15 protein-coding genes and 1 tRNA gene are annotated in these 19,194 nt (G+C 65.9%); 6 read left to right on the top strand and 10 right to left on the bottom strand.

Features of this window, described 5'->3' with window-relative positions; translation table 11 throughout:
* Positions 1–75: 75 nt before the first annotated feature.
* On the bottom strand, positions 76–795 hold the full coding sequence (locus tag WS54_RS04545) for an SDR family oxidoreductase (protein WP_034205134.1): 720 nt from the start codon (positions 793–795) through the stop codon (positions 76–78).
* Positions 796–929: 134 nt separating this feature from the next.
* Here WS54_RS04545 and WS54_RS04540 point away from each other — a divergent pair, with 134 nt between their 5' ends.
* From WS54_RS04540 to WS54_RS04530, 3 genes are all read left to right on the top strand, one after another.
* Positions 930–1,907, top strand: coding sequence for a LysR family transcriptional regulator (locus WS54_RS04540; protein WP_059783941.1), 978 nt, complete (start codon positions 930–932; stop codon positions 1,905–1,907).
* 232 nt (positions 1,908–2,139) lie between these two features.
* Positions 2,140–3,528: a nucleobase:cation symporter-2 family protein gene (locus WS54_RS04535; RefSeq protein WP_059783943.1), complete on the top strand. Its 1,389-nt coding sequence runs from the start codon at positions 2,140–2,142 to the stop codon at positions 3,526–3,528.
* A gap of 232 nt (positions 3,529–3,760) precedes the next feature.
* Complete coding sequence (locus WS54_RS04530) at positions 3,761–4,186, top strand: NUDIX hydrolase (protein WP_059783945.1); 426 nt, start codon at positions 3,761–3,763, stop codon at positions 4,184–4,186.
* A gap of 59 nt (positions 4,187–4,245) precedes the next feature.
* Here WS54_RS04530 and WS54_RS04525 read toward each other — a convergent pair whose 3' ends face one another.
* The 9 genes from WS54_RS04525 to fdnG form a co-directional block, all read right to left on the bottom strand.
* Entirely contained in the window at positions 4,246–4,458 is a 213-nt protein-coding gene (locus tag WS54_RS04525; protein ID WP_082725156.1) for a hypothetical protein, read from the bottom strand.
* Positions 4,459–4,945: 487 nt separating this feature from the next.
* Positions 4,946–6,067, bottom strand: a complete 1,122-nt coding sequence (locus WS54_RS04520; protein WP_059783947.1) for a DUF2827 domain-containing protein — start codon at positions 6,065–6,067, stop codon at positions 4,946–4,948.
* Positions 6,068–6,342: 275 nt separating this feature from the next.
* Positions 6,343–6,438, bottom strand: a tRNA-Sec gene (locus WS54_RS04510).
* A 32-nt stretch (positions 6,439–6,470) separates the two neighbouring features.
* Positions 6,471–8,396 (bottom strand): selenocysteine-specific translation elongation factor, encoded by a 1,926-nt coding sequence (gene selB, locus WS54_RS04505; protein WP_059785070.1) that lies wholly within the window; start codon positions 8,394–8,396, stop codon positions 6,471–6,473.
* Positions 8,393–9,832, bottom strand: coding sequence for an L-seryl-tRNA(Sec) selenium transferase (gene selA, locus WS54_RS04500; RefSeq protein WP_059783949.1), 1,440 nt, complete (start codon positions 9,830–9,832; stop codon positions 8,393–8,395). Before selA ends, selB begins: the two co-directional genes overlap by 4 nt.
* 74 nt (positions 9,833–9,906) lie before the next feature.
* Positions 9,907–10,842 (bottom strand): formate dehydrogenase accessory protein FdhE, encoded by a 936-nt coding sequence (gene fdhE / locus WS54_RS04495; protein ID WP_179949044.1) that lies wholly within the window; start codon positions 10,840–10,842, stop codon positions 9,907–9,909.
* A 108-nt stretch (positions 10,843–10,950) separates the two neighbouring features.
* The gene (locus WS54_RS04490; RefSeq protein ID WP_059783954.1) at positions 10,951–11,577 is read right to left on the bottom strand and encodes a formate dehydrogenase subunit gamma; all 627 of its coding nucleotides are present in this window, start codon (positions 11,575–11,577) and stop codon (positions 10,951–10,953) included.
* A complete protein-coding gene (gene fdxH, locus WS54_RS04485; protein ID WP_059783956.1) occupies positions 11,574–12,488 on the bottom strand; it encodes a formate dehydrogenase subunit beta in 915 nt (304 codons plus the stop codon). Before fdxH ends, WS54_RS04490 begins: the two co-directional genes overlap by 4 nt.
* A 9-nt stretch (positions 12,489–12,497) precedes the next feature.
* Entirely contained in the window at positions 12,498–15,569 is a 3,072-nt protein-coding gene (gene fdnG / locus WS54_RS04480) for a formate dehydrogenase-N subunit alpha (RefSeq protein WP_080747665.1), read from the bottom strand.
* 147 nt (positions 15,570–15,716) lie between these two features.
* On the opposite strand from fdnG, the gene WS54_RS34170 reads away from it, so the two are divergent.
* The 3 genes from WS54_RS34170 (at position 15,717) to WS54_RS04460 (ending at position 19,118) form a co-directional block, all read left to right on the top strand.
* Positions 15,717–16,673 carry a YihY/virulence factor BrkB family protein gene (locus tag WS54_RS34170; protein ID WP_059783958.1) on the top strand — a complete coding sequence of 319 codons (957 nt, stop codon included), beginning with the start codon at positions 15,717–15,719 and terminating at the stop codon, positions 16,671–16,673.
* A 420-nt stretch (positions 16,674–17,093) separates the two neighbouring features.
* Positions 17,094–18,251: a porin gene (locus WS54_RS34165; protein WP_059783960.1), complete on the top strand. Its 1,158-nt coding sequence runs from the start codon at positions 17,094–17,096 to the stop codon at positions 18,249–18,251.
* Between the two features lie 393 nt (positions 18,252–18,644).
* Entirely contained in the window at positions 18,645–19,118 is a 474-nt protein-coding gene (locus WS54_RS04460) for a VOC family protein (RefSeq protein WP_059783962.1), read from the top strand.
* Positions 19,119–19,194: the final 76 nt, after the last annotated feature.

Below are 19,194 nucleotides of genomic sequence, written 5' to 3'. Positions count from 1 at the left end.
TCGGGCCCGATCCCGCACGGCACGCTCACGGCAAGCCGGAACCCGGCCGGCCGCCGCGAGCTTGCGCGACCCTGCTTACCAGGGCACCGTCCGCCCCAGATAGTCGAGGTACTCGAGCCCGGGCCGCGCCCGCTTCGCCAGCAGCACGTCGACGAGGCTCGGCACGCTTTCGTCGATGGTCAGGCGCGCGTCGGGGCCGCCGAGTTCGGTACGGACCCAGCCGGGCGCCATCAGCGCGAGCGCGCGGCGCGTATCGGCCTGACGCACCGCGAAGCTGCGCATGAACTGGTTCAGCGCCGCCTTGCTGCCGCGATACACCTCGCGCATGCCGGTCACGTTGTTCGCGACGCTGCCCTGTCCCGACGACATCGCGCCGATCAGCCCGTCGTCGGTCACCAGATCCTGCAGCGTCTCGATCACGCGCATCGGCGCCAGCGCATTCGTGATCATCACGCGCACGAATTCGTCGGTCGTCACTTCGCCGATCGTTTCATTCGGATCGTTGGTCGTGCCGGCATTCACGAACAGCATGTCGAAGCGCCGGCCCGACAGGCGCTCGCGCAGCGCGGCGAGTTGCGCGGGCTCGCAGATGTCGAGCGTGCCGATCTCGACCCGGCCGTCGAACCGGTCGGCCAGGTCGTGCAGCTTCGTGCGCCCCGATCCTTCGCGCACCGTGCCCGTCACGTGCCAGCCCTTGTTCAGGAATGCCTCCGCCATCGCCAGCCCGAGGCCGCGCGATGCCGCGACGAGCAGGATCGCGGGGGCGTTTCGTCGATTCGATTCGGTCGATTGCATGGTGTTTCGCCTTTGCCCTGTTTCGTGACGCACCCACTATAGGCGCACACCTCGACAGGCGCCAGACGCATCGAATGCAATCCATCGTTGCATCGAACGCCATGCCAAACCCCGCAGTGGCGTATCCTGTCCGCATGGAAGACATCGACCTGAACCTCGTCACCGCGCTCGACGCGCTGCTGTCGGAGAGCAGCGTGACCGGCGCCGCGCGGCGGCTGGGCCTGAGCACGTCCGCGATGAGCCGCACGCTCATGCGGCTGCGCGTCGCCACCAGCGATCAACTGCTGGTGCGCGCGGGGCGCAAGCTCGTGCCGACGCCGCACGCCGCCGCGTTGCGCGAGCGCGTGCATGCCGTCGCAAGCGACGCGCGCGCGGTGCTGCGTCCGGCGACCGCCGATGTCGACTTCGCCACGCTCACGGCCACCTTCACCATCCGGGCAGCCGCATCGTTCATGGAAATGCTGGCCGGCCCGGTCGTCGCCGCCCTGGCCGACGTCGCGCCGCACGTGCGTATTCGCTTCGTCCCGAAACTCGACCGCGATCCGCAAGCGTTGCGCAACGGCACCGTCGACCTCGAAATCGGCAAGCGCGGCGACGACGCACCCGAACTGCACACGCGCATGCTCTTTCACGACTGGCACGTCGCGGTGGCACGCGCCGGCCATCCGCTGTTCGCGTCGGCCCGGATCACGCCCGCGCGCTATGCAGCCTGCCGTCACGTGATGGCGGCTCAGCTCGGCGATTTCGGCGGGCCGGCCGACGATTCGACCGTCGACGCAGGCGACGGCCCCGCCGTGCACGTCGTCGTGCCGGGCTACCCCGACGCAATGCGTGTCGCGGCCAGCACCGACCTGATCGCGCTGGTGCCGCGCTCGAGCCTCGGCAACGCGTGCTCGCCGGGGCTCATCGAAGCCCTCGGGCTGCGCAGTTTCGAGATCCCGGTCCGGCTGCCGGCGATCCTCGTGTCCGCGCTGTGGCATCCGCGCATGCACGGCGACCCCGTGCATCGCCGCCTGCGCGAGACGGTCATTGCCGTCTGCCAGCGCGCGTATCCGGATTCCCGTCCGCCACGCACAACGGCGCGCGGCAACGAAGCACGCGTCGCAGGCTGACGTTCCGCGGCTCGGGCCAGCCGGCCGCCGCCGTCGAGGGCAGGATCCGCCATTCGCAAAGCGGTTGCTCGACAGGACTGCGATCGCCTGGCAGCGATGCGCCGATCGCCGGGTGCCGAACCGGCCCTTTTCCACGTTCCGCCGAATCCCGACTATTGCGGCACGCCCGGGCGGCGCCGGCGAGCCCTTCGGCTAAAATGCCGCACTTTCCACCTTGTCCGGCCCGCTCGCCATGCAACCCGCCTCCTCCGCCCCATCCGCCTCCCACGGCGCCGACGCCGCAGACGCGGCCCGCGACCTCGTCTACGGCCCGAACGACCGGCCGGCGCCGATGGTCGCCTTCGTTGCCGCGCTGCAGCACCTGCTGGCGATCATCGTGCCGATCGTCACGCCGGGCCTGCTGATCTGTCAGGCGCTCGGCGTGTCCAGCCGCGATACGACCCTGATCGTGTCGATGTCGCTGGTGATTTCCGGCATTGCCACCTTCGTTCAGTGCAAGCGCTTCGGCCCGCTCGGCGCCGGCCTGCTGATCGTCCAGGGCACCAGCTTCAACTTCGTCGGCCCGCTGATCGCCGGCGGCAGCCTGATGGTCAAGCAGGGCACGCCGGTCGAGACCGTGATGGCCGCGATCTTCGGCGTCGTGATCGCCGGGTCGTTCGTCGAGATGGGCGTGTCGCGCATCCTGCCGTTCGTGAAACGCCTGATCACCCCGCTCGTCACCGGCATCGTCGTGCTGCTGATCGGCCTCACGCTGATCAAGGTCGGCCTCATCAGCATGGGCGGCGGCTACGGCGCGATGGCCAAGGGCACGTTCGCGAGCGCGGAGAACCTCACGCTGTCGGGCCTCGTGCTCGGCACGATCATCCTGCTGAACCGCGTGCCGATCGTCTGGGTGCGCAGCACCGCGCTCGTCATCGCGCTCGCGATCGGTTACTGCGCGGCCGCGTTCCTCGGACGCCTCGACTTCACCGGCATGCACCAGGCCGCGCTGTTCCAGGTGCCGACGCCGCTGCACTTCGGCATCGGCTTCTCGTGGGCGCTGTTCGTCCCGATGCTGATCATCTACCTCGTCACGTCGCTCGAAGCGATCGGCGACGTGACGGCCACCAGCAAGATCTCGAACGAGCCGGTCGAAGGGCCGGTGTGGATGCAGCGCATCAAGGGCGGCGTGCTCGTCAACGGTGCGAACTCGCTGCTGGCCGGCGTGTTCAATACGTTCCCGAGCTCGGTATTCGCGCAGAACAACGGCGTGATCCAGATTACCGGCGTCGCGAGCCGTCACGTCGGTATCTGGATCGCGGGCATGCTGGTGGTGCTCGGCCTGTTCCCGGTCGTCGCCGGCGTGCTGCAGGCCGTGCCCGAGCCCGTGCTCGGCGGTGCGGCGATGGTGATGTTCGGTGCGGTGGCCGCGTCCGGCATCAACATCCTCGCGGGCGTCCACCTCGATCGCCGCGCGCTGCTGATCATCGCGGTGTCGCTCGCGCTCGGCCTCGGCGTGTCGCAGGTGCCGGACATCCTGAACAGCCTGCCGCATGCACTGAAGAACGTGCTGGAATCGGGCGTGGCGACGGGTGGCATCTGCGCGCTCGTGATGAACTGGTTCCTGCCTGAAAAGAAGTAAAGGCAATCGCGGTGCGAACCGCATGACGACGTGCCGGGCGCGATGGGGCGTGATGGGCCGCGCCGGTCGTCGCGCCAGAGCCGAACGGCATCGGGGGCCGACGTACGGCCCTGCCGCCGGCCTTGCGCTTTCGGCGTGTCACGCGATGGCCGACCACGCGTCGGCGAGCGTCAATCGTCAAACCCGGTCAGGCTGCCTTGGCCGATCGAGTCGCGCTGGTTAGAATCACGACATGCCCCAGATCCTCGCGCCCGACACCGCCCCCGAAACGACTGCCGCCCCGATCAAGGAACGCGCGACCGTCGTCTGCTATCGCGACGAGCGCGTATTGCTCGTCGCGCGTGCGGCGTCGCGCTGGGCGCTTCCGGGCGGCACGATCAAGCGCGGGGAGACGCCGCTAGAAGCCGCGCATCGTGAGTTATGCGAAGAAACCGGCATGACCGGCCAGGATCTGATCTACTCGATGCAGTTCACCGGGCTCGCGAAGATCCATCACGTGTTCTTCGCGGAAGTCGGGCCGGAGCAGACGCCGCAAGCGAACAACGAGATCGAGAAATGCAAGTGGTTTCCGATCGACGGTATCGAGCGTCTGCGCGCGAGTATTCCGACGAAGCGCATCGTCGAACTCGTCTACAACCACGAAATCCGCAAGACGTAGCGCATCCCGAGCCGTCGGCCGGCTCGCGTCGATTGTCGTGATCGGAGGTGAGCGAACGTTCAGTACGAGCGCTTTCTTCGCAGTTCGTGCGTGGAATAGACGACGAGGAAAATGCCCAGCATCGTGACACCGGATGCCAGGAAGTCGTTTGCGCTTCCCGCACCGTGCAGCGCCGCCGGGAAAATACCGAGACTCAATCCCGTGCCAGCAAGAAGCAATCCTGCTGCCACGCCCCAGATCGGTCCGGCGGTCTTGTCGGTTTTATTTTTCATACAGCAACCCGTCTATACAGTCATGGCCTGATCGGTATCGGCAAAAACTCGCCGCGTCTACCTTCAGTCATTCCACTATAGCCGGGAAATAAATCTCGTACTTCTAGTGCTTTTCCCCATCAAGTTTGCGCGGTCGCGACCGTTGCGCGGCGTCGTGCGCGGTGCGCGGTATCGAGCGCTGGCCCGTTTCCCGGTCCGTCGCGCAGCTTTCGTGTCGCCCATCAACGGGAGCAGATTCGCCAGCGGAAACCTGCAGGTTGTCGACTGCGGAGTCCGCGATGCTATCGGATGGGCTCGACGCGAAGCAGTAGAGAGCAGCAATGGCGCCACGTGCCAAGGTAGCATTTGGCCTATGCGGCTCACTGACGATCGGCAATGCGGTCAGGCACGTAGCCACGATACGCCGCGGGATCCAGGCCGCTCAAGCACGCCATGCCGAACAGCTATACATCGCGGCCACACGCTTCCCGAAGCCGGACGATCGATTTCACTCGAAAAGCCCGAGAAGCAACCTGTCATACGCTTCCACCTGTTTCGGATTGGTGGACAAAAACCGCCCGATCCGCTCTCGTTGCCGAATTCGATAGCCCTGCCAATCCTCATCGTGAAATTCGACGGCTCGCTCGAGTTGACGGCACCCTTCATCCACGTCGTTTTTATTGTAAAAGTAGCCCAGTTCGCGGCATAGGTCGGCGTTGTGAACCATCGCGTAACCGTTCCAGCAAACATCGAAATAGAAATAATTCAATGCAAGACCGGATTGATGAGAAATGACGATGTCGGTGTATTCCGAAAGAAATTGGGGCGTATTGTAATAACCGACAAAGCTTATCTTCGAATCTCGCACAAGATCCAGATTACTTGCGATGCCGATGAATTCGGGGCTGCCTTTCGCGAGATGCTCCGTGTTTGTCGCGTGCACATAGGATATTTTCTCGCCCAGCTTCCGATAACCCAATTCCGCAATCAAGATCGGGTAGAGGCAGAACTTGGTGACGTCGATATTCGGCTCCATCACGGACAACCGCTTCGGTTGTCCGGTCGGGCGATATTCCCCGCGATGCGGGAGTGCGGCCGATCGTTCTTCCACGCAGATCGGGTCCCAGACAAACGGCACCTCGCGAACAGGCTGGCGTCGCAATACGCTAAAGAAGCCGGCGCTGGTATCGACGACTTGCGGGATGATCCACACTTGGTCGTAACGCTGGTTGATGAATACCGTTTCGGCGTGCCGTCTGCCAAAAATCATCGCCTGCATCATGTGCACGTATTCCGGACCACAACAATAGCTTACGACTTTTGCGCCACGTGCCTGCAGATACGAGGTTTGCTGTTGATCGATTTGCCCCCCGAGCTCGATCAGGACATCCAGCGAATCCTTCGCATCGTCGAAGGAACACACCGGAAACTGCTTGATATCCCAGGGAAGAGCGGACGTGATCTCGACGCTCGTTGTGTTGACGAGCTTGACTTGATGACCGAGCGGCGAGTGTTGAAAGAGCTTCATCAGATACAAGGCGTTCTGCTTGATGCCGTTGACCCAAAGACTCTCGGTCGCGTGGTGAAGGCCGATCGTGATGCCGATGTTGAGTGATCGTGCGGAACTCATTGGGGGTCCGGTGTGCTCGTCAAATAGATGCAAATCATAGCGCGCCCCACATTTTCGGAGCGGTTAAAAACTGTCAAAATTTGGAACGTTTTCCCGCGGAACACACCGGAATTCGGCAATTGCCAGCGTCGACGGCGGCCGGCGCAAACACCGCACATCGCGTCATTGCCGACGATGGGCTACGTCACGCGATCGATGGAATTCGCGTCATGCATCTCGATGTGCCGAAATCAATCGCGCTACGCTTGATAGCACGAGATCCGCTTTAAGCCATGTGGCGGAAGGCAGCAGGAGTCGAACCTACCCAGGAGCGGCTGACGCCCCTAACCGAGTTTGAAGCCCGGCCGTACCACCGGATACGAATGCCTTCCGCAGGGAAAAAACCGAAAAGAACGACGAGCGCCTACGCCTGAATACCCACCCAACCGCTGTCAGGCCGCAGGTAGTGAAGATCGCGGCGGAAGCGAGTATACCCAACCCGATCGAAGAACTCGAGAATCTGGATCGCGCGCTTGCGGCCGAGCCCCGTCGCATCGCGGAACGTCGCGGCATCGAGCCCGCCGCCACGCAACGGTGCGAGATGCGCGACCAGTTCCGCCAGTTCGCGCGCGACGTCCGCATGATAGAACAGGTCGCGCACGACCTGATGCACGTCGCCGCGCCGTGCGAGCTTGCGCAGCAGCACGCGCACCGCGTCCTCGGCCGCGCCGGTGTCGCGAGCCAGGTCGCGCACCCACGGCGGATCGAAGCGCCCCGCGTGGATCAGCGGCAGCAGTTGCTGCGCCAGCGCTTCCTCGCGCGGCTCGAGGTTCACGGAATGCGACGGCAAATGCAGCCACGGCCCGCTGCGCGCGACTTCGCCGCCCGCCACCAGCGCCTCGACGAGCGCGCGCCACAGCGCATCGCCGACGAGCGGCGCAGCCATCCGCCGCAAGCGTGCGGCGTCGAGCCCCTGCTCGTCGGGCATGCGCTCGTGGTGCGCGCGCAGCGTATCGACCGCCCGCGTCTGCAACGCACGCCAGTGCGCATGCGAAATCACCGCGCCTTCGTTCGACGCGGCATCGCGTTGTCCGATCGCCAGCGCATCGCCGGGCAACGCCAGCGCATCGGGCGCGAATCCCGTCAGATGCGTGAGCGTCGCGCGCGCAATGCCGAGCGGCGCCTGCGCGAGCAGCGCATCGAGGCGCCCTTCGTCGAGCCACGCCGCGAGCGCATCGAGCCACGCGCGGCGCGCAGGCGTGCGGCGCTTGCGCGCCGGCCCGAACGGATCGAGCACCCGGCCGCCGCCGACGGTGCGCGTCGCCTGCGGATTGCGGACGATGAAACGGTCGCCCGGCAGCGCGAACACCGGCTCGTCGAACACCAGTTGCACGCGCATCCGCTGGCCGGCCGCGAGCGTGTCGCCGTCGAGCAACGCGACATGCGCCACGCGATGCAGCGTACCGAGATGCACGTGCAGCGGCGCCCAGTGGGTCAGCGTCAGCCCCGCGTCCGCGAGCAGCGTCAGGTCGACGTCCAGACGCGGCGACGTCGCGACGAGCCGCGCATCGGCGACGGTGTCGCCGCGCTCGACGTCGGCCTTGTCGACGCCGGCCAGGTTCAGCGCGCAACGCTCGCCCGCGCGGCCGGCCTCGACCGGCCGGTTCTGCGCATGGATGCTGCGCACGCGGGCGGCGTCGCCCGTGCGCACGATCGCGAGCGTGTCGCCCGTCGCGACGCGGCCCGCGAATGCGGTACCCGTCACGACGGTACCCTGCCCGGCGAGCGTAAACACGCGATCGACCGCGAGCCGGAACAGCCCGTCGTCGCGACGCGCACGCCACGCGATCGCCGCGTCGGCCAGGTGCTGCTTCAACGCGGCGACGCCCGGATCGTCGGCCACCGTGGCACGCGTTTCGAAGATCGGCACGCCGGCCAGCGTCGAATCGTGCAACCACGCAGCGATCTCGTCGCGCGCCTCGGCAACGCGCGCAGCATCGACGCGATCGCATTTCGTCAGCGCGACGGCGCCGTGCGTGACGCCGAGCAGTTGCAGGATCGCGAGATGCTCGCGCGTCTGCGGCATCACGCCGTCATCCGCGGCAATCACGATGAGCGCGAAGTCGATGCCGCACGCGCCGGCCGCCATCGTATGAATCAGTTTCTCGTGGCCCGGCACGTCGATCAGGCCGAGCACGTCGCCGTTGTCGAGCGGCGTATACGCGTAGCCGAGCTCGATCGAGATGCCGCGTGCCTTCTCTTCCTTCAGCCGATCGGTGTCGACGCCCGTGAGCGCGCGCACGAGCGTGGTCTTGCCGTGGTCGATGTGTCCAGCGGTCCCGACGATCATGCGGCCGGCCCCGCGAGCGGCACGCATTGCGCGACGAATGCCGCTTCGTCGGCCGCTTCGAGGCAGCGCAGATCGAGCCGCAGCGCGTTGTCGGCCACGCGGCCGATCACCGGGCGCGGCCATTCGCGCAGGCGTTTTTCGAGCTGCACGAGCGCGCGGCCGCTGCGCTTGCCGTCCGCGGCGCGCACGACGAGCCCGGCGCTCGGCAACTGGTCGACCGGCAGCGCACCGCTGCCGATCTGGCTGAACATCGGCTCGACCGTCACGTCGAAACCGCTGCCGAGCGCCGCCTGCAGCACCGGGCGCATGCGTTCGGCGGCCTCGGCGATGTCGCGCTGCGGGCGCGTCAGCAATCGCAGCGTCGTGAGCCGGTCGCGCAGGAATTCGGGCGACCGGTACAGGCGCAGCACGGGTTCGAGCGCCGCGAGCGTCAGCTTGCCGACGCGCAGCGCACGTTTGAGCGGATGCTTCTTGATCTTCGCGATGAGCGCCCGATCGCCGACGATCAGGCCGGCTTGCGGGCCGCCGAGCAGCTTGTCGCCGCTGAACGTGACGACGTTCGCGCCGGCGGCGACGGTTTCCTGCACGGTCGTCTCGTGCGGCAAGCCCCATTGCGACAGGTCGGCCAGCGTGCCGCTGCCGAGATCGACGGCGACCGGCACCCCGTGCTCGCGCGCGAGCGGCGCGAGTTCGGCGAGCGTCGTCTCCTTCGTGAAGCCGCTGATCGCGTAGTTGCTGCAATGCACCTTCATCAGCAGCGCCGTGCGCGGACCGATCGCGTCCGCGTAGTCGCGCGGATGCGTGCGGTTGGTCGTGCCGACCTCGCGCAGCTTCGCGCCGGCACGGCTCATGATGTCGGGAATGCGAAACGCGCCGCCGATCTCGACCAGCTCGCCGCGCGACACGACCACTTCCCGCTTCGTCGCAAGCGCCGACAGCGTCAGCAGCACGGCCGCCGCATTGTTGTTGACGACGGTCGCGGCTTCCGCGCCCGTCAGTTCGCACAGCAGAGCGTCGATCAGGTCGTCGCGGTCGCCGCGGCGGCCGGTGGCGAGATCGAACTCCAGGTTGACGGGCCGCGTCAGCGCGTCGACCACGGCACGCACCGCGTCGTCGGGCAGCAACGCTCGCCCGAGGTTCGTGTGTAGCACGGTGCCGGTCAGGTTGAACACGGGGCACACCGCCCCCGCGCTCTGTGCGGCCAACGCGTGCGCGACGGCCGCGGCGATGCGCGGCTCGTCGAGCGGTTCGGCCGCCGCGGGATCGTGCTGCGCCGCCGTGCGCCAGCGTTCCAGTTCGGCGCGCACGGCATTGAGCACGCGCGTGCGGCCATAGTCCGCGACGAGCGGCTGCAGCGGTGCCGACGACAGCACGCGCTCGACCGACGGCACGCGCGCCAGCACGGCATTCAATTCATTCACACCCGGTTCGGTCACGTCGTTGTAGCTCCAGTCTCATGCTCCGCAGTCGGCCGGGGCCGGCGCTCGCGCGCCGCCGCGGCCCCGTGCCGTCAGTCCGCTTCGCGCGGCACGTCGGGCCACAGCAGCGGGTTCGGCGAACTGCGCTGGTAGCCGGCTTCGTTCATCAGCAGGTCGAGCGTGAGGCTCGCGAGGTCGTCCGCCAGCGGCTCGAACTCGTAGTCCTTCTCCTGATAGCCGATCTTGCGATAGGTCTTGCACTCGTCGCACGATTCGGCCTTGACGGCTTCGCTGCCGCCTTCGATCCCGTGATACGCGATGCCCTTCGTCGAATCGCAGTGCGAGCACTTGGTGCGCACCATGTGCCACTCGGTCGTGCACAGCCCGCACTGCAGGAAACGGTAGCCCTGGTACTGGCCGCCGACCCGCACGACGCTCGCGACCGGATGCGTGCCGCACACCGGGCACAGCCCCGGCTGGTCGAGATACGGGACATCGGCCGGCGTCACACGGCTCGCGAGGTCCGTCCACGCGACCTGCAGCGCGGCCATCAGGAACGGCGCGGTGGCCGGGTCGACCTCCGCGAAGCGCAGCGCGAGAATCGCATCGGCCTGCGCGTCGAGTTCGGCGGGCGCCGTCAGGCGCAGCCGGTCGAGCAGCTTCGCGAGCTGCGGATTGACGAGCCCGGCGCTTTCGACGCGATCGAGCAGCTCATACAGCACGGCGCGCCACCGCGAATCGCGCTGGCCGTCGAGCGCCGGCACGAGCGGCATCGAATGTTCCTGCGCGCGTGCGATCGCTTCCTTCGACGGCAGCGGCAGCTCCAGCGTCTGCAGCGTCGCGTGCTGCGCGTCGGCGACGGTGGCCATCAGCCGCAGATAGCCGCTGATCGGGTTCAGGTCGGCAAGCTTGCGCAGCCGCGCGGCGCGCGCCGCGAACGCGGTCGCACGCTCCGGCAGGCGAAAGCGCGGAATGGCCGAATGATCGAGTGCCGAGATCTCGGTCGGCTCCAGAATGCGTTGTGTCACGAAAATATCTTCCAAAAAACGAAGCGCCGACGAATCGGCGCTTTCGGGCGATTCCGGCGGTGGGCGGAACGATACGCCGCAATCGGCGTACCGCCCCGCTCCGCTGCGTCACTTCACGCTTTCACGGAACCACTTCGGGTGATGCTTGCGGGCCCAGCCCAGCGTGACGGTGCCCCGCACCATCGCGCCGATCGAACCCTTCACCCACAACGCCGCGTAAATGTGCACGATGATGCTCGCGATCAGCACGAAGGCCGCCACGGCATGCACGACAGCGGCCGCGCGGATGACCCCGATCGGGAAGTAGAACGAGAAATAGCGCCGCCAGATCACGACTCCCGACAGCAGGAGCAGCAGCAGGCACGCCACCAGCGTGAAGAATAGCAGCTTCTGCCCGGCGTTATAGCGCCCGACCGGCGGCAGCTTGTCTTCCCGGTTGGTCAGCACGTCGCCGATCTGCTTCAGCCACTGTCGGTCGTCCGCGTCGAGCGCATTGTGGTGCCAGAAGCGCACGACGAGGATCGCGAACGACACGAACATCACGAGGCCGACGAACGGATGCAGGATCCGCGTCCACTGACCGCCGCCGAACAGCGCGGTGAGCCAGAACATCGACGGATGGAACAGCGCGAGCCCGGACAACGCGAGCAGCACGAACGTGATCGCGGTGATCCAGTGATTCGTGCGCTCGTTCGGCGTGTAGCGGACGATCAGGTTGGGGTCGTCGTGGCTCATTTCGCGTCCTCCTTGATGCGTCGCGCTTCGTCGCGCGCGGCGGCTTCCTCGTCGTCGGTGACCTCGTTCGGACCGACCCGCGTGTAGTGGAAGAACCCGGCCAGCGCGGTCAGCGCGAGGCCCGCGACCGCGAGCGGTTTCGCGATGCCCTTCCACAGCTTCACCATCGGGCTGATCGACGGATTGTCGGGCAGCCCGTGGTACAGCGACGGTTTGTCCGCGTGGTGCAGCACGTACATCACGTGCGTGCCGCCGACGCCCTGCGGGTCGTACAGCCCCGCATGCTCGAAGCCGCGCTCCTTCAGGTCCTCGATGCGCTCGGCCGCGTGCTGCTTCATGTCCTCCTTGGTGCCGAACACGATCGCGCCCGTCGGGCAGGTCTTCACGCAGGCCGGTTCCTGGCCGACCGCGACGCGGTCGGAACAGAGCGTGCACTTGTACGCGCGATGATCCTTCTTCGAGATCCGCGGCACGTTGAACGGGCAACCGGTCACGCAGTAGCCGCAACCGATGCAGTTCTCCTCGTGGAAATCGACGATCCCGTTGTTGTACTGCACGATCGCGCCCGGCGACGGACACGCCTTCAGACAGCCCGGATCCTCGCAGTGCATGCAGCCGTCCTTGCGGATCAGCCACTCGAGGTCGCCCGCCGGGTTCTCGTATTCGGAGAACCGCATGACCGTCCACGAATGCTCGGTCAGGTCGGCCGGGTTGTCGTACACGCCGACGTTGGTGCCGACTTCGTCGCGCAGGTCGTTCCATTCCATGCACGCCGTCTGGCATGCCTTGCAGCCGATGCACTTCGATACGTCGATCAGCTTCGCGACGCTCCCGGTCACCGGTTCGCGCACCGTGGGCGGTGGCGTCGTGGTGGCCGAGACCCGCTTGATATCCAGCGATTGCAATGCCATCTCTCCCCCTTACGCCTTTTCGACCTTCACCAGGAACGACTTGAATTCCGGTGTATAGGAGTTGCCGTCGCCCACGGACGGAGTCAGGGTATTGGCGAGATAGCCGGGCTTCGTCAGGCCCTTGAAGCCCCAGTGCAACGGGACGCCGACCGTCTGGACCTTCTTGCCGTCGATCGTCAGCGGCTTGATCCGCTTCGTGACGAGGGCGACCGCGACGATGTAGCCGCGCTTGGACGACACCTTCACGCGCTCGCCGTGCGCGACGCCGACTTCCTTCGCGAGGTCTTCGCCGATCTCGACGAATTGCTCGGGCTGGATGATCGAGTTCAGCCGCGCATGCTTGGTCCAGTAGTGGAAATGCTCGGTCAGCCGGTACGTCGTCGCGACGTGCGGGAACTCGGACACCTTGCCGAACGATGCCCGGTCGTCCGGGAACACGCGGGCGGCCGGGTTGTTCAGCGCCAGCGGGTTGCCCGGGTGCAGCGGGTTCGCGGCGAGCGGCGTCTCGAACGGCTCGTAGTGCTCGGGGAACGGACCTTCGTTCATCCCCGCGCGGGCGAAGAAGCGCGCGACGCCTTCCGGGTTCATGATGAACGGCCCCATCCCGTTTTCGGGCGGTTCGTCCGCCTTGAAGTCCGGCACGTCGACGCCCTTCCACGCGCTGCCGTTCCAGCCGATCAGCTTGCGGGTCGGGTCGAACGGCTTGCCGGCGACGTCGCACGATGCGCGGTTGTACAGGATCCGCCGGTTCGCCGGCCACGCCCACGCCCAGTTCAGCGTCTGGCCGATGCCGGTCGGGTCGGCGTTGTCGCGCCGCGCCATCTGGTTGCCGGCCTGCGTCCACGCGCCGCAGAAGATCCAGCAGCCGCTCGCGGTCGTGCCGTCGTCCTTCAGTTGCGCGAACGCGGCGAGCTGCTCGCCCTTCTTCACGAGCGTCTTCGCCGGATCCTTCGGATCGGGCAGATCGGCGAGCGCTTTGCCGTTGAACTCCATCGCCAGTTCCTCGGGCGTCGGGCTTTCCGGGTTCGCGTACGGCCAGGTCAGGTTCACGATCGGGTCCGGGTACTTGCCGCCGTCCTTCTGGTACATCTTGCGCATGCGCAGGAACAGCCCCGACATGATCTCGAGGTCGCTCTTCGCTTCGCCCGGCGGCTCGGCGCCCTTCCAGTGCCACTGCAGCACGCGGCTCGAACTCACGAGCGAGCCGTTTTCCTCCGCGAAGCAGGTGGTCGGCAGGCGGAACACCTCGGTCTGGATCTTCGACGCATCGACGTCGTTGTAATCGCCGTGATGCTTCCAGAACTCGGACGTCTCGGTCGCGAGCGGATCCATGATCACGAGCCACTTCAGCTTCGCGAGACCTGCCGCCGTCTTCACCTTCGACGGCGCCGCCGCGAGCGGATTGAAGCCCTGGCAGATGTAGCCGTTCATCTTGCCGGCATTCATCAGCTCGATCGCCTGCAGCAGGTCGTACTGCTTGTCCAGCTTCGGCAGGTAGTCGTAGGCCCAGTTGTTCTCGGCGGTGGCCGCGTCGCCCCACCACGCCTTCATGAAGCTGACGTGGAATGCCTTGTAATTCTTCCAGTAGCTCAACTGGTTCGGCCGCAGCGGCAGTTGCACGCGCTTCTTGATGTACGCGTCGAAGTCCTGCTCGGCCTGCATCGGCAGCGTCATGTAGCCCGGCAGCAGGTTCGACATCAGCCCGAGGTCGGTCAGCCCCTGGATGTTCGAGTGGCCGCGCAGCGCGTTCATCCCGCCGCCGGCGATGCCGATGTTGCCGAGCAGCAGCTGCACCATCGCGCCGGTGCGGATGATCTGCGCGCCGATCGAGTGGTGGGTCCAGCCGAGCGCGTACAGCACCGTGCCGGCGCGGCCGGGAACGGCCGTGGTCGCGAGCATCTCGCACACCTTCAGGAACTTGTCCTTCGGCGTGCCGCACGTCTGCTGGACCATGTCCGGCGTATAGCGCGCGTAGTGCTGCTTCAGCAGGTTGTAGACGCAGCGCGGATGCTGCAGCGTCGGGTCGACCTTCACGAAGCCGTCGTCGCCGCGCTCGTAGTCCCAGCTCGATTTGTCGGGGTACGCGTGCTTCTCGGCGTCGTAGCCGGAATAGATGCCGTCGTTGAACGCGAAATCCTCGCGCACGATGAACGAGAAGTCCGTGTAGTTCTTCACGTACTCATGCTGGATCTTGTCGTTCGTCAGCAGATAATTGATGACGCCGCCCAGAAAGACGATGTCGGTGCCGGTGCGGATCGGCGCGTAGTAATCGGCCACCGAAGCCGTACGCGTGAAGCGCGGGTCGACGACGATCAGCCGCGCCTTGCGGTGCGCCTTCGCCTCCGTTACCCACTTGAAACCGCACGGATGGGCCTCGGCTGCATTGCCGCCCATCACGAGAATCACGTCCGCGTTCTTGATGTCGACCCAATGGTTCGTCATCGCTCCACGGCCAAACGTCGGGGCAAGACCTGCCACCGTCGGGCCATGTCAGACACGCGCCTGATTGTCGAATGCGAGCATCCCGAGACTGCGGATGGTCTTGTGCGTCAGGTAGCCGACCTCGTTGCTGCCCGCCGACGCGGCCAGCATGCCCGTCGTGAGCCAGCGGTTGACCTTTGCGCCATCTTCGGCCGTCTCGACGAAGTTCGCGTCGCGGTCGGCCTTCATCAGCTTCGCGATACGATCGAGCGCGTCGTTCCACGAGATGGGTTCCCACTTGTCCGAGCCGGGCGCACGATACTCGGGATGCGTGAGGCGGTTCGGGCTGTGGATGAAGTCGATCAGGCTCGCGCCCTTCGGGCACAGCGTGCCACGGTTGACGGGGTGGTCGGGATCGCCTTCGATGTGGATGATGCTCGGCTGCGCATTCTTCGCCCCGTCGCCGAGGCTGTACATCAGGATGCCGCAACCCACCGAGCAGTAAGGACAGGTGTTGCGCGTTTCGACTGTGCGCGCCAGTTTGTACTGTCGGACCTCGGCCAGCGCGTCGGACGGAGAAAAGCCCATCAGGGCAAGACTCGATCCGGCAAGCGACGTGGCCGTCACCTTCAGGAACTGGCGCCGGGACATTTGTAGCATGGCGGTCTCGGCGTTATTGTGGGGTGGGGTGGGGTGAAACTGAAAGGAATTATAGACAGTTCAGGCAACTATGATCGAATCCTCGGATCAATACCGATTTGTCCGACTAACTGCGATGATCCGCGTTCCGCGCGCAACCGAACCGTCATGAAACGACAGATCACTTCCGAAGCCACCCGTCTCGCCCAGCAGCAAGCCAACTGGGCCCTCACCGCGTTCAAGCGCTTCTCGTCCGACCGCTGTTCCGCGATGGCCGCGGGCATCGCGTTTTTCTCCGCGTTCTCGCTCGCGCCGACCCTCGTGATGGTGATCGCGGTGGCCGGCTGGTTCTACGGCGACGATGCCGCGCGCGGCCAGGTGTTCGAACAGGCGCACCAGTTGATCGGCGACGACGCGGCGGCCAGTATCCAGACGATCGTGCAGAACGCGCACCGCGCGGGCGAGCGCGGCGGCCTCGCCACGCTGATCTCGTTCGCCGCGCTCGCGATCGGCGCATCGGCCACGTTCGCGTCGCTCAGCGCGGCGCTCAGCGTGATCTGGCCGGCCACCGAAAGCCGCTGGTCGAGCATGCTCGGGCTGGTGCGGGTGAGGCTGATCTCGTTCGGGCTCGTGCTCGGCGTCGCGTTCCTGCTGATCGTGTCGCTCGTGCTCGACACCGCGATCACCTTCATCGGCACCTGGCTGCTGGGCAATTCGCCGTACGTGGTCGTCACGAACTTCGTGCAGTTCTTCGTCGGCATCGCGGTGCTCGCGGCCGCGTTCGCGTCGTTGATGAAATTCCTGCCCGATGCGCGCGTCGCGTGGCGCGACGCCGCGATCGGCGGCATCGTGTCGGCGATCCTGTTCTCCGGCGGCAAGAAGCTGTTCGCGCTGTATCTCGCGCATGCGGGCACCGCGAGTGCGTTCGGCGCGGCCGGATCGTTCGCGGTTCTGCTGATGTGGCTGTACTTCTCCGCGATCGTGCTGCTGCTCGGCGCGGAGTTCGCGGCCGCCCGCGGCCACGCGCATCGGGCGGCCGAGCATGCGGCACCGGCTGCATCCGCACAAGCCGCCCATCAAGCCGGTCAAGCCGGTCAAGCCGAGCATCGCCCGCGCGACAACTGATTTGCCCGCCCGCTGAAAAACGCCGCGCATCGATCTCGCGGCGGCCCCGGCACACCCGCTCGCGGCTTTGCAGTCCCGACGTCCGCCGCGCATACGTGCGGCGCCGGCGCGTTCTCGACACGTCGACGCGCACGCACCTGCAATCGCAAACGTTTGCACACCCTCGTTTTCCTGCCGCAACGGGCCGAAACAGGGGGTCTGCCGGCATCCGCATCAACTATTGAAACAATCGCGGCGCAGCAATTGTCAACTATTTCACAAACAGGAACAGTCGTTGATGTGCTTGATATATATGGACTTTTTCCCGCTGTTACCTTTTCGAGACACTTTATTTTTTAAGCTTTCTTGCGTGTATGGCACTGAGCTATTCTCCAATCCGCAACAAATAACGATGAATCACTTGCGTGGAGAAACTCAACGATGAAGAAACTTGCTCTCTCGACCCTCTCGCTCGCCCTGCTGGGCGCGGCCGGCGCTGCTCAAGCTCAGTCGAGCGTGACGCTGTACGGCGTGATCGACACGTCGATCACCTATGTTCACGGCAACGATGGTCAAGGTAACAATTCGTGGTCGATGGGTAGCGGCAACCTGCAAGGCAGCCGCTTCGGCCTGAAGGGTTCGGAAGACCTCGGTGGCGGCCTGAAGGCGATCTTCCAGTTGGAAAACGGCTTCAACTCGGCATCGGGTGCACTGGGCCAGGGTGGCCGCATGTTCGGTCGCCAGGCTTTCGTCGGTCTGCAAAGCGACCAGTACGGTACGCTGACGCTGGGTCGCCAGTACGACCCGCTCGTCGACCTGGTTCAGGCAGTCACGGCTGACAACTACTTCGGCAGCGTGTTCGCCACGCCGGGCGACGTCGACAACAACGACAACAGCCTGCGCGTCAGCAACGCGATCAAGTACACGTCGCCGGTCTGGGCAGGCCTGCAGGTCGAAGCGATGTACGCGCTCGGCGGCGTCGCCGGCGCAACCGGCAAGGGTCAGACGTGGGCGGCAGCGGCAGCGTACAACAACGGCCCGCTCGGCCTGGCTGCAGGTTACTTCCACGCGAACAACTCGGCTCCGCTGAGCGCAACCGGCCAGCGCACCGGCTGGGCAGGCACGTCGGACGCGATCTTCGACGGCTCAGGCGCGTTCATCAACAACGCGTACACGTCGGCATCGTCGATCGGCATCGCGCAAGTCGCTGGCCAGTATGCATTCGGCCCGGTGACGTTCGGCCTCGGCTACAGCAACGCGCAGTACAAGGCGGATGCGAACTCGGGCTTCGGCACGAACCAGAAGTACAACACGGGCCGCGCGTTCGTCACGTACCAGGCATCGGCACCGCTGCTGCTGGGCGTCGGCTACATCTACACGAAGGGTAGCGGCCAGACGGACGCCAAGTACCACCAGGTTTCGCTCGGCGCGGACTACTCGCTGTCGAAGCGTACGGACATCTACCTGGTTGGCGCATACCAGCACGCAAGCGGCCACAACGCCGACGGCAGCGATGCGCAAGCGTCGGTCGGCTCGTACGGCATCGCCGGCAAGAGCTCGCAGGAAATCGTCGCACTCGGCCTGCGTCACAAGTTCTAAAAACGAAGTATCCGGCGGCATGGCGTCTCCGACGCGTTGCCGCCGACCTGGAAAGCCAGCCCCGGTTTCGGCCGCGGCTGGCTTTTTTTCGTCCGGCGCCCGTCGGCGGAGCCGACATCGCATGCCGCCGCCACCGCGGCAAAGCCGGGCCCCGACATAGGTCGGTGGCTCGGCAGAGGCACCTGGCGGCTGCAATGCCCCCGCAACGCCGTTTTCCCTGTCCAAAGAGGTCGCCGTTTCTCCGTAGGACGACTACCATCCGCACAGCCGGCGTCGCCCGGCTCGACCGATGCGGAATTTGTTCGCGCCGCGCGTCGATTCCGGCAGGCGTCGTCCGTCGTGTCGATGGCGGCACACGGTTTGCCCCGGACCCATACAGACAGGAGACTCGTCATGACGATTCAGAAGATCACGCCTTTTCTCTGGTATTCGACGGAAGCCGAAGAAGCAGCGGCCTTCTATGCCGGCATCTTTCCGGATTCGCGCATCGTGCGCGTCACGGCGGTGCCCGGCACCGACGGCACGCGGATGGTCGAATTCGAGCTGTTCGGGCAGCCGTTCCTTGCGATGAGTCATCCGCGCACGGAGACGTTCAACCACGCGATGTCGCTGCTCGTCAGTTGCGCGGACCAGGCGGAACTCGACCGCTACTGGAGCGCCCTGCTTGACAACGGCGGCACGGCCGACGGCTGCGGCTGGCTGAGGGATCGTTACGGCGTGTCGTGGCAGATCGTTCCGGAAGCGCTCATCCCGATGATGGCCGATCGCGACGCGGTCAAGGCGGCGCGCGTGGCCGCCGCGATGATGCAGATGACCAAGTTCGACGACGCCGCGCTGAAGGCCGCCTTTGCGGGCACGGCGGGCTGACGACGAGGCGGCCAGCGCTCGCGTGACGCCGCGCCGGGTTGCCGGCATGCCGCCCGGCTCGACGATTCGCGCATGG

It is taken from the genome of Burkholderia sp. NRF60-BP8, from assembly GCF_001522585.2.
Taxonomy (GTDB): domain Bacteria; phylum Pseudomonadota; class Gammaproteobacteria; order Burkholderiales; family Burkholderiaceae; genus Burkholderia.
Note: the sequence above shows the minus strand (reverse complement) of the source record. Positions and strands in the feature narration are given on the sequence as shown.

Bases quoted from the DNA above. Each gene is read 5' to 3' on its own strand.
- WS54_RS04535 (WP_059783943.1), top strand. From the start codon at position 2,140: ATGCAACCCGCCTCCTCCGCCCCATCCGCCTCCCACGGCGCCGACGCC.
- WS54_RS04540 (WP_059783941.1), top strand. From the start codon at position 930: ATGGAAGACATCGACCTGAACCTCGTCACCGCGCTCGACGCGCTGCTG.
- WS54_RS04460 (WP_059783962.1), top strand. From the start codon at position 18,645: ATGACGATTCAGAAGATCACGCCTTTTCTCTGGTATTCGACGGAAGCC.
- selB (WP_059785070.1), bottom strand. From the start codon at position 8,396: ATGATCGTCGGGACCGCTGGACACATCGACCACGGCAAGACCACGCTC.
- WS54_RS04530 (WP_059783945.1), top strand. From the start codon at position 3,761: ATGCCCCAGATCCTCGCGCCCGACACCGCCCCCGAAACGACTGCCGCC.
- WS54_RS04520 (WP_059783947.1), bottom strand. From the start codon at position 6,067: ATGAGTTCCGCACGATCACTCAACATCGGCATCACGATCGGCCTTCAC.
- WS54_RS04525 (WP_082725156.1), bottom strand. From the start codon at position 4,458: ATGAAAAATAAAACCGACAAGACCGCCGGACCGATCTGGGGCGTGGCA.
- WS54_RS04490 (WP_059783954.1), bottom strand. From the start codon at position 11,577: ATGAGCCACGACGACCCCAACCTGATCGTCCGCTACACGCCGAACGAG.
- WS54_RS34170 (WP_059783958.1), top strand. From the start codon at position 15,717: ATGAAACGACAGATCACTTCCGAAGCCACCCGTCTCGCCCAGCAGCAA.
- WS54_RS04545 (WP_034205134.1), bottom strand. From the start codon at position 795: ATGCAATCGACCGAATCGAATCGACGAAACGCCCCCGCGATCCTGCTC.
- WS54_RS34165 (WP_059783960.1), top strand. From the start codon at position 17,094: ATGAAGAAACTTGCTCTCTCGACCCTCTCGCTCGCCCTGCTGGGCGCG.
- fdxH (WP_059783956.1), bottom strand. From the start codon at position 12,488: ATGGCATTGCAATCGCTGGATATCAAGCGGGTCTCGGCCACCACGACG.